9 protein-coding genes are annotated in these 13,380 nt (G+C 51.9%); all 9 read left to right on the top strand.

The window, feature by feature from the left end; translation table 11 throughout:
• The first annotated feature begins 357 nt into the window (after positions 1 to 357).
• Positions 358 to 1,707 (top strand): c-type cytochrome, encoded by a 1,350-nt coding sequence (locus MWH26_RS12980; RefSeq protein ID WP_247974622.1) that lies wholly within the window; start codon positions 358 to 360, stop codon positions 1,705 to 1,707.
• Between the two features lie 153 nt (positions 1,708 to 1,860).
• On the top strand, positions 1,861 to 4,893 hold the full coding sequence (locus MWH26_RS12975; protein WP_247974621.1) for a TAT-variant-translocated molybdopterin oxidoreductase: 3,033 nt from the start codon (positions 1,861 to 1,863) through the stop codon (positions 4,891 to 4,893).
• Between the two features lie 78 nt (positions 4,894 to 4,971).
• Positions 4,972 to 6,429: an NrfD/PsrC family molybdoenzyme membrane anchor subunit gene (nrfD, locus tag MWH26_RS12970; protein WP_247974620.1), complete on the top strand. Its 1,458-nt coding sequence runs from the start codon at positions 4,972 to 4,974 to the stop codon at positions 6,427 to 6,429.
• Complete coding sequence (locus tag MWH26_RS12965) at positions 6,422 to 6,946, top strand: DUF3341 domain-containing protein (protein ID WP_244697035.1); 525 nt, start codon at positions 6,422 to 6,424, stop codon at positions 6,944 to 6,946. Before nrfD ends, MWH26_RS12965 begins: the two co-directional genes overlap by 8 nt.
• Positions 6,946 to 7,689: a c-type cytochrome gene (locus MWH26_RS12960; RefSeq protein WP_311136862.1), complete on the top strand. Its 744-nt coding sequence runs from the start codon at positions 6,946 to 6,948 to the stop codon at positions 7,687 to 7,689. Before MWH26_RS12965 ends, MWH26_RS12960 begins: the two co-directional genes overlap by 1 nt.
• Before the next feature lie 9 nt (positions 7,690 to 7,698).
• On the top strand, positions 7,699 to 9,027 hold the full coding sequence (locus MWH26_RS12955) for a quinol:cytochrome C oxidoreductase (protein WP_244697034.1): 1,329 nt from the start codon (positions 7,699 to 7,701) through the stop codon (positions 9,025 to 9,027).
• 86 nt (positions 9,028 to 9,113) lie between these two features.
• Entirely contained in the window at positions 9,114 to 10,184 is a 1,071-nt protein-coding gene (locus MWH26_RS12950; protein WP_247974619.1) for a cytochrome c oxidase subunit II, read from the top strand.
• Positions 10,185 to 10,209: 25 nt separating this feature from the next.
• Positions 10,210 to 12,069 carry a cytochrome c oxidase subunit I gene (locus MWH26_RS12945; protein ID WP_244697032.1) on the top strand — a complete coding sequence of 620 codons (1,860 nt, stop codon included), beginning with the start codon at positions 10,210 to 10,212 and terminating at the stop codon, positions 12,067 to 12,069.
• Positions 12,070 to 12,246: 177 nt separating this feature from the next.
• Complete coding sequence (locus MWH26_RS12940; protein ID WP_262921954.1) at positions 12,247 to 13,329, top strand: COX15/CtaA family protein; 1,083 nt, start codon at positions 12,247 to 12,249, stop codon at positions 13,327 to 13,329.
• Positions 13,330 to 13,380 lie beyond the last annotated feature (51 nt).

Below are 13,380 nucleotides of genomic sequence, written 5' to 3'. Positions count from 1 at the left end.
GAAAAACTAAATGAGGGGCAAAGATAACAGGATTTGCCGCAACAACTACGCTACCCTCCAGTTAAAATTACAAAACCCAAAGTTCTAAGATTTTGACTCTCAGCAATGAAACCTTCTGCCGCGTGAGAAGTTGGCAAGTAGGAGGGTGTCGCAAACTGAGGTTGAACTAAGGAAGACAGCTAGTTTGCTAGCACATACACCTATATATAAGGTGAGTGATTTCTGCATTTTAGAATGATTCTAAGCTTGCCAGCACGGGCGAAAATTAGCCAAGCCTGGTTTGTTCTCTGGGTTTCCCGACCTACATTTGTGGCCTTGAAGCACCCCCGCGTTTCTTTTTTCCAGTCAAATTGTGCTATGAATAGCATCCGACTTCGTCCCCTTTCCCGCCTTTTTCTCGCTCTGTTCCTGACCGTTGCTACCCTTGGTGATTCTTTCGCCCAGGCTGTGGGCTCGGCTCCGGGCGTGAGCAAGGAAGGCGTGGCCCCCGGCGCTACGGCTGCCGCAACTCCCGCCACGGCGGTCGCCCCCGCTGCCGGTGGTGGCGACGCTGCTGCAATTGCAGCTGGCGATGCTCTTTTCAAAGGTAACTGCGCCCAGTGTCACGCCGTGAATGAGGTGATAGTGGGCCCAGCTCTGGCTGGTATTGCCAAACGCCGGCCCATGTCCTGGATTATTCCATGGGTGAAGAACTCCAGTAAAATGGTAGCCAGCGGCGACGAGTACTCGGTGAAAATCTTCAACCAGTACCAGAAGCAGCAGATGCCTAGCTTCCAGCTGTCAGATCAGGAAATCACTTCCATCGTGGCCTGGGTTACCTCGCAGGAGGGTCAAGCTACGGGTCCGAACGACAACGCAAACGGTACGGGTATTAAGCCCGGTGAACAGGGTCCCGCTGGCGCTGACGTAGCTGACGCTGGTGCCGGTAGCAAGTCGATGAACATCCTGCTCATCGTGCTGGTAGTGGTGCTGATTGTACTGGTGGTAACGCTGGTCATCATCGCCAACATTATGAAGGACGTGCTCCGCGGCCGCAAAGACCTTGATGGTCGCGACCGGGAAGTACTTGAGCAGCGTTTCGATTTCTCGAAAATCTATAAGTCGACGGCTGTTCGTGCTATTGTGGGTGTTGTATTCGTGTTGGCTGTGCTGTACGAAACCATCCAAGGCGCTATGGGTGTGGGTCTCACCCAGGGCTACCAGCCTACCCAGCCGATTGCTTTCTCGCACAAACTGCACGCCGGTGAGCACCAGATCAACTGTGCTTACTGCCACACCTCGGTGTACAAGAGCCGTTCGGCTAACATTCCTTCGGCAAACATCTGCATGAACTGCCACTCGCAGATCAAAACGGAGTCGCCGGAAATCAAGAAGATCTACCGCGCCATTGAGCGTAAGCAGCCTATCCAGTGGGTGCGCATTCACAACCTACCTGACTTGGCTTACTTCAACCACGCCCAGCACACGCAGGTAGGTGGCGTTGAGTGTCAGACTTGCCACGGTCCAGTCCAGAACATGGACGTTGTGTACCAGTATTCTCCCCTGACTATGGGTTGGTGCATCAACTGCCACCGCGAAACGCCGCTCAACACCAAAGGCAACGGCTACTACGACAACCTCGTGAAACTGCACGATAAGTCGAATGGTGCTGTACCCTTTACAGTGTCGTCGAACGGTGGTACGGAATGCTCGAAGTGCCACTATTAATATCATAGGGCCTCCGGCTCTGGAAACTTGGAAATCATTGCCAAATTCCTAGAGCTGGAGACCCCACTTCCCTTTAAAAAAGCCTGCTTAGAGACCGTACGGAGCTGATATCCGCGTCCCTAAGTCTCTAAGACCCTAAGTTCCAAAAACACGATGCAAGAGTCGCCTAAGTACTGGAAGGGAATTGAGGAACTGGAGAACTCACCGGAGTTCGTGAAGAATGCACTCACTGAGTTTGCTGACTTCCTGCCGGTGAAAGAATCCCATGGCAGCGCTGATGCCACGGTTGCGCCCCGCCGCGACTTCCTTAAACTAATGGGCTTCGGTCTTGCCGCTGCCACCCTCGCCAGCTGCGAAACCCCCATTCGAAAGGCTATTCCCTACCTCAACAAGCCAGAAGAGGTTGATCCGGGTATTGCCAACTTTTACGCTTCCACCTTCTTCAACGGCCAGGATTACAACAGTATCCTGGTGAAAACCCGCGAGGGTCGTCCGATTAAGTTTGAAGGCAACCCCGAATCGCCCATTACCCGTGGTGGTTTATCGGCTCGTGCCCAGGCGGTAGTACTCAGCCTCTACGATGGCGGTCGTCTGCAGCACTTCGCTAAAAAGGGAGTTAAGATTGACAAGGATCAGTTGGACCAGGAGGTACGTAATGCTTTGGCTGGCGCTGGCCGCGTAGCTATTGTATCTCCTACCATCATCAGCCCTTCTACCAAGAAGGTTATTGCTGAGTTTGGCGCCCGTTTCGCGGGTACTGAGCACGTAATGTATGACGTCGATTCGGCTTCCGGTCTGTTACGGGCTAATGGTGGACTCCTACCAGCCTACGACTTCAGCAAGGCCGATGTAATCGTGAGCTTCGGTGCTGATTTCCTAGGCACGTGGTTGTCACCGGTTGAGTACGCTCGCCAGTACATCACAAACCGCAAGGTGTCGCGCGAGAAACAGACAATGTCTCGTCACTTCCAGTTTGAGAGCAATATGTCGCTGACCGGCTCCAATGCCGACGTGCGCATACCGCTCAAGCCCTCAGAAATGGGAGAGGCAGTACTGGCAGTCTATAACGGCTTGGTCGGCGGTGCTACTTCAACCGATAAGCGTCTGCAGACGGCCATCTCTGAGCTGAGCCGGGCCGGCGCGCGTGGCTTGGTAGTAGCAGGCTCTAACGACCCGGCTATTCAAACACTGGTAACGGCCATTAATCAGCGCCTTGGTTCAGCTGCTGTTGATGTTGCGAATCCTTCCATGGTTCGCCAAGGCGACGATGCTCGGATGGCTCGGTTGCTCAATGACATCAAAAATGGTCAGATAGGTGCGGTTGTTTTCTACCATGCCAACCCTGTGTTCGACCACCCCATGGGTGCTGACCTGGCCGCCGCCTTGAAGGCTGGTAAGGTTAAGACTACAATTTCGCTTAACGACCGGCTGGATGAGACCGGCGAGCTATGCACGTATGCTGCTCCCGATCATCACTTCCTGGAGTCATGGAATGACTACGAGCCAAAACGTGGCTCTTTGAGCATCGCGCAGCCCGTAATTACTCCGCTATTTGCTACCCGTCAGGCGCAGGATTCACTGCTGACTTGGGCCGGCAGCCCCACCACTTACTACAACTACTTGCGCACGCAGTGGCAAGGTGTACTGGGCGGTGACTTTAACAAAGCTTGGGACAAAGCAGTGCACGATGGTGTGGCTACGGGAACAGCTTCCCCAGCTCCAGTAGCTCAAGTTGGTGCCGCTTTAGACGTCAATGGAGCTATCAGTGCCATCAAGTCGGCACCCAAGCCTTCGGGCATTGAGCTAGTAATTTATGAAAAGGTAGGTATCGGTAACGGTTCGAACCTCTTCGCAAATAATCCCTGGTTACAAGAGTTGCCTGATCCGGTAACAAAAGCCACTTGGGGTAACTACGTGACAGTACCACGTGCCTACGCTGCTGAGCAGAAGTGGGAGCAAGGCGACGTAGTTAAGGTTACAGCCAACGGTAAATCAGTTGAGTTGCCCGTGCTGATTCAGCCAGGCCAGGCCAAAGGAACTGTAGGCATTGCATTAGGGTACGGCCGGGTGCGCGGTGGTAAAGTGGCCAATGAAATTGGCGAGAACGTGCTACCGCTGGCTACGATGCGCAATGATGCCATCATCTACAGCAACGCCGTTCAAATTACCCCCACGGGAGCTAAGTCGCCAATTGCGCAGACGCAGACTCACCACACCATCATGGACCGCAAGCAGGTAGTTCAAGAAGCTACGCTGAAGCAGTACATCAAAGACCCCAAGGAGGTAACGGAATACGAAAAGATTTCTACCCCCGAAGGCTTGGAGAAGCCCAACAAGGTTTCTCTGTGGCAGGACTACGAGTATAAGAACCACCATTGGGGTATGGCCATCGACCTCAACTCCTGCATTGGCTGCGGCTCATGCGTGATTGGGTGTCAGGCTGAAAATAACGTTGCCGTAGTTGGCAAGCAGGAGGTAATCAACCGGCGCGAAATGCACTGGATGCGTATCGACCGATACTACAGCTCCGCTGCGCACAAGTCAGACTTCGAAGATAAAGGCAAGCTAGATACCTATGCAGCCATGGAAGATCCTTCGGAGAACCCGCAGGTGATTTTCCAGCCCATGCTGTGTCAGCACTGCAACCATGCTCCCTGCGAAACGGTGTGCCCAGTATTAGCTACTACGCACAGCTCGGAAGGTCTCAACCAGATGACCTACAACCGTTGCGTAGGTACGCGTTATTGCGCTAACAACTGTCCGTACAAAGTGCGTCGTTTCAACTGGTTCTCGTACTACTCTAACGAGAAGTTCGAAACTGTGAACGGCCACATGTTCACTGACCTCGGCCGCATGGTGTTGAACCCGGAAGTAACGGTTCGGGCCCGCGGTGTAATGGAGAAGTGCTCGTTCTGCGTGCAACGGATCCAGCTCGGTAAACTGGAAGCTAAGAAGCAGAAGCGTCGTCCGCAGGATGGCGAGGTTGTTTCAGCCTGCGCCCAGTCCTGCCCCACGCAGGCCATCGTGTTCGGCGACATGCGCGACCCCAACTCCCGTATATCGCAGATTCTGCGTCGCGAAGATGGTGAGCGTGCATTCCACGTGCTTGACACCATCAACACGCAGCCGAACATCACGTACCTGACGAAGATCCGAAACACGGAGTCGTCGGAGTTTAACGCCTAGAATTTGAGCCACGGGGGAGGGCAGTAGTGCCTAGTGTAGTATTGCCCTCCCCATCTACTCCTTTAAGTCCAAAAAACTATGCAGCACGTATCGCCTGTACGGGAGCCGCTCGTTACCGGGGGGAAAACGTACCACGACGTCACTCAGGACGTGTGTCGCCAGGTAGAAGCCGCCCCAAACATCCGCTGGATGGCCGCTTTGAGTGTCGCCCTCTTACTCCTCGGTGTCTTCTTCTATTCCGTTTACCGCACCCTATGGTATGGTATCGGAGAGTGGGGCCTAAACAAAACCGTTGGTTGGGCTTGGGACATCACCAACTTCGTGTGGTGGGTAGGTATCGGTCACGCCGGCACCCTGATTTCAGCAGTATTGCTACTATTCCGTCAGAAATGGCGTACCTCCATTAACCGGGCAGCTGAGGCAATGACCATCTTCGCTGTAATCTGCGCGGCGATGTTCCCAGTTTTGCACATGGGCCGCCCCTGGCTGGCTTTCTGGGTATTTCCTTTCCAGAATACTTTCGGTTCGCTGTGGGTAAACTTTAACTCACCACTGTTGTGGGACGTGTTTGCCATTTCGACCTACTTCTCTGTGTCGCTGGTGTTCTGGTATACGGGTCTGGTTCCTGACTTTGCTACTATTCGTGACCGGGCCAAAGGTCCAATTGCTAAAGTTGCTTACTCGCTGTTGAGCTTTGGCTGGAAAGGTTCGGCTAAGCACTGGTCGCGCTACGAAACGGTTTCGCTGATTCTGGCCGGTGTTTCTACCCCGCTGGTACTATCGGTACACACCATCGTATCGATGGACTTCGCAACTTCGGTTGTACCGGGTTGGCATACTACCATCTTCCCTCCCTACTTCGTTGCGGGTGCAATCTTCTCCGGCTTCGCCATGGTGCTCACGCTGATGCTGATTACCCGTGTAGTATTCAAGCTGGAAGACTACATCACGATTGAGCACATTGCCCTCATGAACAAAATCATGATGATAACGGGCTCCATTGTGGGGGTAGCGTATATCACTGAATTCTTCATTGCTTGGTACTCCCAAGTTGAGTTTGAGCAGTACGCCTTCATTAACCGGGCCACGGGTCCTTACTGGTGGGCTTACTGGTCGATGATGACCTGCAACGTAATCACTCCGCAGTTGGTGTGGATCCGCCGCGTACGTTATAGCATTCCTCTGACTTTCATACTGTCCATCATTGTGAACATCGGTATGTGGTTCGAGCGCTTCGTAATTATCGTAACCTCACTACACCGCGACTACCTGCCTTCGAGCTGGGTAATGTTCTCACCCTCCATTATCGATATCGGTATTTACGTGGGCACGATTGGTCTATTCTTCACCCTGTTCCTGCTATTCGCCAAGTTCTTCCCCGTGATTAACATGGCCGAAGTGAAGTCGGTATTGAAGTACACAGTGGATAATGGCCCGACGTACACCGGTCACGATCCGCATCACCACACTCCTCAGCCTGCTACCACCCACGGAGTTCCCGCCTCGGCCTCTGTAAACTACGATAAGCATGACTAAGCGCTTCGCCCTCGGCATCTTCGACGACGAAGACGTGCTGCTGCACGCCGTTGAAAACGTCCGCGAAGCGGGCGTTAAGATCTACGAAGTTTTTACGCCATTCCCCATCCACGGAATAGATGACGCTCTTGGTATTGAGCGTTCACGCCTTCCTATTGCGGCCTTCTTTTTCGGCCTCACTGGGTTGAGCTTTGCCCTCTGGATGCAGATCTATATGCTGGGTTTTGACTGGCCTATGATCATCGGTGGTAAGCCTCACATTGCCCTACCGGCTTTTATTCCTGTATCCTTCGAATTGACGGTACTGTTTTGCTGCCACGGTATGGTGATTACTTTCTATACCATCAGCAAGCTTTATCCGCGTTGGAAAACACCCGTGCTGGATGTGCGCTCAACAGACGACAAGTTTGTGATGGCTATCGAAGTAAATGAGAACACCGATATGACGAAGCTAACTCAGTTGCTGCGTAATAATGGTGCTTCGGAGGTGAACCAAAAAGAAATGTCTAAGTTCTAATGACGCATTCGCTGAAAGTAACTCTGCAAGCGTCGGCGGTTCTGCTGGCATCGGTGTTCACCACCGCCTGCAACCGAGCCGATGACCCCGGTTTGGAATATGCTCCTGAGATGTACGCCTCACTTCCGTATGAGCCGTTGAAGCAGGAGCAATCCAACAAGATAAATCCCATGGGCCTGAACATGCGCGTTCCGGCAATAGGAACAGTGCCGCGTGGAAAAGCCAACTACTACACGCACATTGCCAAGGATGATATTGCTACGGCTGAAACAAGCCTGCGCAATCCTTACTCCTACACCAAAGACGCTTTGGAGGAAGGCAAAACGCTCTACGTCCGTAATTGCCAGCATTGCCACGGCGAATCGGGGGCTGGTGATGGACCGGTAGGAGCGAAATTCAAAGGTGTTCCGAATTACTCGGTAGGGACCTACAAAACCATGAATGACGGGCATATTTACCACGTTATTCAATGGGGAAAAGGCCGTATGATGCCCCACGGCTCCCAGGTCAATCCGCAGGAACGCTGGAAAATTGCCATGTACGTTCGCATGCTGCAGCAAGGTAAAGGCCCAGATGGAATGACTGATTTCCTCAAGGCTAGCGGTGTGGCGAATGCCTCTGTTGCGGATTCCTCGCAGACTACCGATTCTCAAACGCAAGCACCCGTACAGGAAGCTCAGGCCGATAAGGCCTCTCAGACTCCTGGCGCAGGTGACAAAGCACGTAACGGCACGGCACTTTAATCTACTCCTATGGCAACTCTGACGCATCACGAAAGCGTTACGGCTGAATACCTGGAGGTTTCGCCGAATGCTCGTAAAAAGTTTATCCTGATCATCGTAGCCGGTGTCATTGTTCTAGCAATCGGCTTATTGCTGGCTGCTTTAGGAATTGGCGCTGAGCACCACGAAGGTGCCGCAGCTGCGCATGGCGCTACTAGCCACGGGGCCGGCCCCGCTGCTGGTCACCACGGTAGCCCCGCTTGGCTGAAACGCCTTATCGTAAGCCTTTGGCATAACAACGTATTCTTTACCGGCGTTTCAGCCATTGGTACGGTGTTCATGGCTATTCAGTATGTCGCTTACGCTGGCTGGTCGGTGCTGATTAAGCGTATCAACGAAGCACTTAGTGCTTGGCTGCTTCCTGGCTTGGTAATCATGGTTGCCGTATTTCTGGTAAGCTTGATTAACAATGACATCTTCCATTGGACGATGCCTGGCATCATGGAAAAAGGCAATGCCAACTACGACGCAATTATTGCTGGTAAGTCGGGGTTCTTGAATATTCCGTTCTATCTGATTCGGATGGTCTTGTTCCTAGGCCTGTGGGCGTTCTTCACTAAACGCCTGCGTGACCTATCATTGGCCGAAGACCTAAATGGTGGTACTGAGTACTTTCACAAGAGCATCAATGTCTCGGCTTTGTTCCTAGTTATCTACGCGGTTACGTCGTCGATTTCCGCCTGGGACTGGGTAATGTCGGTTGACACGCACTGGTTTTCTACTATGTTCGGCTGGTACGTATTCGCCTCTTGGTGGGTATCAGGTATTGCTGCCGTAACACTGTGCACCATTCTGCTTAAGCAAGCCGGCTACCTGCGTTTTGTGAAAGAAGGCCACTTGCACGACTTAGGTAAGTTCATGTTTGGCTTCAGCATCTTCTGGACCTACGTGTGGTTCTCCCAGTTCATGCTGATCTGGTATGCTAACCTGCCTGAAGAATCAGTGTATTACAATCAGCGCTTAGGCGGCTTCAACGGCCAGTATACTTGGATGTTCTTTGGCAACCTGATTATCAACTTTGCATTCCCCTTTCTAGTGCTCATGACTCGGGATGCAAAGCGGCAAATGATCATGCTCAAAATTGTAAGCATTGCTATTCTAATTGGTCACTGGTCGGACTTCTATCTAATGCTGATGCCCGGAACGATGAAGGCCGAAAACGGGTTTGTAATTGAGATTGGCACGGCTTTGATCTTCCTTGGTGCATTCTTGCTTCTAATGACGAAGCGCCTTTCTCAGGCGTCCTTAGTACCGGTTCACCATCCGTTCTTGGATGAAAGCGTCCACCACACCACCTGATTTCAGCCGCTGAGTTGGGAGTGGAGAGGAATGAAGCTCTTCTCTTCTCACCACTCGCTCTCAGTACTCACTTCTACCTCCTGATAATGACTACTCTTGGTATTCTTCTGGTGCTGGTGTTGCTGCTGGTCGTGTTTGGCCTGCTGTTCCGCCTCCAGATTCTAACTTCAATCTTTTCGGGTAGCTCAACCCGAGAAGTAGGGGTTAGCAACCGTGTAAACGCCATTCTTTTCATCATATTCCTAGTTGTTGGAGGAGCTGCTTTTGCGTGGTCTTTTGCTGACAACTACGATAAGATGAACCCACCCATTGCTTCCGTACACGGTCATGCCACCGAACGGATGTTTTGGACTACCATGATTATCCTGGGCATTGTGTTCACGCTGACCCAGGTATTGCTGTTCGTGTATTCTTACAAGTATCAGCATAAGGAAGGCCGTCGGGCTTTCTTCTTCCCACATAACAACAAAATCGAAGTAATCTGGACGCTGATTCCTGCCATTGTAATGGCAGGCTTGGTATTCGCTGGTTGGAAAGAATGGACGCGTATCACTGGTCCGGCTCCTAAGGACGCCGTAGTGGTAGAGGTTATGGGCAAGCAGTTTAACTGGTTAGTTCGGTACCCCGGCCGCGACCAGAAGCTTGGTGTAGTTAACTATCGTCTGATTGATGCTACCAACGAGTTTGGTTTTGACCTAAGCGACCAAAACGGCATCGACGATTTCGTGGCACCTGAAATTCACGTTCCCAAGGGACATCCAGTGCTATTGAAGATTCGTTCGCGTGATGTGCTGCACGCTGTCTACATGCCTCATTTCCGTGTGCAGATGTACGCTGTACCTGGCATGCCGACTAAGTTCTGGTTTACGCCTACCATGACAACTGACGAAATGCGTGCTCAAACTGGCAATCCAAAATTCACTTATGAATTGGCTTGCAACCAGATTTGCGGACGTGGCCACTTCGCTATGAAGCTGAACATTGTAGTGGATGAACCAGATGACTATGTTGCTTGGTTTGCCCAGCAGAAGTCTTTCTCGGAGCAAAATCCCGATGTACTGGCTAGCTTTAAACAGAAGTCGGATAAACTGGTTGAAAAAGAAACTACTCCAGCTGCGGCGGCTGTAGTTCCTGCTACGGCCAAGGCTTCGCTCTAATCTCATTTAATTGCACGCTTCTACTATGGCTGCTAATCTTCCTACTCAAGCGCAAGTGCAAGGCGGCGCCGGTGTAACCGAGCCGGGTATTTCGCACGACGAGCACGCGCACCACGACGAGCACCACGAGCAAAGCTTTCTGCAGAAGTATGTCTTCAGCACGGACCATAAAGTAATTGCTAAGCAATTCCTGATTACAGGTATTATCTGGGCAATTATTGGTGGTACCCTGTCGAGCCTCTTCCGTCTGCAGCTGGGTTGGCCCGAGTCTACCTTCGAATGGCTTTCTCCGTTCTTGGGCAAATGGATTGAGGCTGGTAAGCTGAACCCAGAGTTCTACCTAGCATTGGTGACAATGCACGGCACCATCATGGTGTTCTTCGTGCTGACGGCTGGCTTGTCGGGTACATTCTCCAACTTCCTGATTCCGCTGCAAATTGGTGCCCGTGATATGGCTTCGGGCTTCATGAACATGCTTTCCTACTGGTTCTTCTTTGCTTCCAGTGTAGTTATGTTCGTTTCACTGTTCCTGGAAACGGGTCCTGCTTCTGCTGGTTGGACAATTTACCCCCCGCTGAGCGCATTGCCTCAAGCTATTCCTGGTTCGGGCGCTGGTCAGACATTCTGGCTGGTATCTATGGCCTTGTTCATTGTTTCGCAGTTGTTGGGTGGTGTAAACTATATCACTACTGTTATCAACCTGCGTACCCAAGGCATGAGCATGAGCAAACTGCCGCTCACTATCTGGGCTTTCTTCTTGACGGCTATTCTTGGTCTGCTTTCTTTCCCGGTACTTTTTTCGGCAGCTCTACTGCTGATTTTCGACCGCAGCTTCGGCACCTCGTTCTTTCTTTCGGACATTTACATTGCCGGTCAGGCATTGCCAAACACAGGTGGTTCGCCCATCCTGTTCCAGCACTTGTTCTGGTTTTTAGGTCACCCCGAGGTGTACATCGTAATTATGCCTGCTATGGGTATGGTATCCGAGATTCTGGCTACGAATGCTCGTAAACCTATCTTCGGTTACCGCGCCATGATTGGCTCCCTGTTGGGTATTTCGTTGCTCTCCTTTATTGTGTGGGCTCACCACATGTTCGTGACGGGTATGAACCCTTTCCTGGGTTCGGTCTTCATGTTCCTGACTTTGATTATTGCCGTTCCTTCAGCAGTGAAAACTTTTAACTGGTTGGCAACCCTGTGGCGTGGTAATATCCGCTTTACCTCAGCTATGTTGTTCTCCATCGGTTTCGTATCGTTGTTCATTGCTGGTGGTCTGACGGGTATCGTACTAGGTAACGCTGCTCTCGACATTCAGATGCACAACACGTACTTTGTGGTAGCTCACTTCCACTTAGTAATGGGTTCGTCGGCTTTCTTTGGTTTGTTTGCCGGTGTGTACCACTGGTTCCCGAAGATGTTCGGTCGTATGCTGGACGAGAAGTTGGGCTACGTACACTTTTGGCTGACCTTCCTCGGTGTATATCTGGTGTTCTTGCCGATGCATTATGTTGGTATCGCTGGTTTCCCCCGTCGCTACTACGCTTGGACTGGCTTCGATAGCTTCAGCCAGTTTGCTGATCTGAACAAGTTTATCTCGGCCGCTGCCATTATTGCCTTCTTCGCTCAGTTCGTTTTTATCTTCAACTTCTTCTACAGCATCTTCCGTGGTCGTCGGGCTACCGAGAATCCTTGGAATTCGACGACGCTGGAGTGGACGACACCGGTAGTACCCGGCCACGGCAACTGGCCTGGTGCAATTCCAGCCGTACACCGCTGGCCCTACGACTACAGCAAGCCTGGTGCTGCTGAGGACTTCATTCCCCAGCATATACCATACTCGCAGACGCAGTCTTCTAACTTGCCATATGAGAAGGAAATGGAATAAGTGCTTTGAGCACTAGCCTCCTAAACGGGCCGCTGTACCAACGGCGGCCCGTTTTATTTGCTTCCGCTAAGGGAAATTCGGACCGGCTGCGCCGAGATGAGTTTCCCTTCAGTTTTATAAGCAAAAAGCTGATTCAGCAGTTTATATAATGAATTTTCTTGCTTAGTCACGTTCAGCATGTCAACTCCCACATTCGTGCGCCGTTTCCGATTTGTTGGAATTCTGACGGTAGCAGCCGTGTACGTTCTAATCTTGGTTGGTGGTATAGTTCGGAGTACTGGCTCCGGAATGGGCTGCCCCGACTGGCCAAAGTGCTTTGGTAGTTGGGTACCGCCTACGCACATTAGCCAACTACCCCCTAATTATAAGGAAGTATACACTGCACAACGGGTTGAAAAGAACAAGAAGTTGGCTGCGAAACTGGAGCGCCTGGGTTTTCATCAAGTAGCTGGTGAAATTTTTGCCCATCCTACCCAGTACATTGAGACTGATTTCAACCCGGTGAAAACGTGGATTGAATACGTGAACCGACTAGTAGGAGCACTGATTGGCGTGTTCGTCTTTGGCACAGTGCTATTTGCCTTACCCTACTGGCGCCGCGACCGTGCGGTGTTCTGGCTAGCTTTAGCGTCTTTCCTTTTGACTGGAGTACAGGGCTGGCTGGGCTCATTAGTGGTTTCCACGAATCTGCTGCCAATTATGGTGACCATTCACATGGGCCTAGCCTTGGTAATTGTAGCTATGCTGTTATACGCCGTTGACCGCTCTCAGCGGGGGCTGGAAGCAGAAATGCGTCCCGTGCGAGAGGTGACAGGACTATCTGGTGTGTTGTGGCTGGCTGTATTGCTCACTTTTGGTCAGATTGTATTGGGTACGCAGGTGCGTGAACAAATTGACCTGGTTGCCTCGGCGGCTAACTACCTTAATCGAGGAAGCTGGGTAGAGCAGTTGGGCAATGTGTTTCGTTTTCACCGCTCTTTCTCGGCGCTGCTCCTGCTTATAAATTTATACTTGGCGTATCGGCTATACACACTACCCTCACGCCGCCTACATGGTTTAGCCACGGCCATTTTGGTCTTGATAGGAGGGGAAATAGTGGCGGGCATTGTTTTAGCCTACTTCTCATTCCCGGCCGCGGTGCAGCCCGTTCACCTCACGCTGGCTACCTTACTCTTTGGCGCTCAGTTTTTAGCTGTAGTAGCGTATCGGCAAGCCACGAAGTTGCGGCGGCAGGTGGCTACTCCGGCCGTTGTTGCGTAACTTTGCGGCCCCGTTTGGCGCATCTTCTCGCCGCGCACTCTGTTCCACCCG

The organism is Hymenobacter sublimis (assembly GCF_023101345.1).
GTDB lineage: Bacteria > Bacteroidota > Bacteroidia > Cytophagales > Hymenobacteraceae > Hymenobacter > Hymenobacter sublimis.
Note: the sequence above shows the minus strand (reverse complement) of the source record. Positions and strands in the feature narration are given on the sequence as shown.

What these genes read in the sequence shown, in the direction of transcription:
- MWH26_RS12955 (WP_244697034.1), top strand. Translation starts at nt 7,699, where the DNA reads ATGGCAACTCTGACGCATCACGAAAGCGTTACGGCTGAATACCTGGAG.
- MWH26_RS12960 (WP_311136862.1), top strand. Translation starts at nt 6,946, where the DNA reads ATGACGCATTCGCTGAAAGTAACTCTGCAAGCGTCGGCGGTTCTGCTG.
- MWH26_RS12980 (WP_247974622.1), top strand. Translation starts at nt 358, where the DNA reads ATGAATAGCATCCGACTTCGTCCCCTTTCCCGCCTTTTTCTCGCTCTG.
- MWH26_RS12950 (WP_247974619.1), top strand. Translation starts at nt 9,114, where the DNA reads ATGACTACTCTTGGTATTCTTCTGGTGCTGGTGTTGCTGCTGGTCGTG.
- MWH26_RS12975 (WP_247974621.1), top strand. Translation starts at nt 1,861, where the DNA reads ATGCAAGAGTCGCCTAAGTACTGGAAGGGAATTGAGGAACTGGAGAAC.
- MWH26_RS12940 (WP_262921954.1), top strand. Translation starts at nt 12,247, where the DNA reads ATGTCAACTCCCACATTCGTGCGCCGTTTCCGATTTGTTGGAATTCTG.
- MWH26_RS12965 (WP_244697035.1), top strand. Translation starts at nt 6,422, where the DNA reads ATGACTAAGCGCTTCGCCCTCGGCATCTTCGACGACGAAGACGTGCTG.
- nrfD (WP_247974620.1), top strand. Translation starts at nt 4,972, where the DNA reads ATGCAGCACGTATCGCCTGTACGGGAGCCGCTCGTTACCGGGGGGAAA.
- MWH26_RS12945 (WP_244697032.1), top strand. Translation starts at nt 10,210, where the DNA reads ATGGCTGCTAATCTTCCTACTCAAGCGCAAGTGCAAGGCGGCGCCGGT.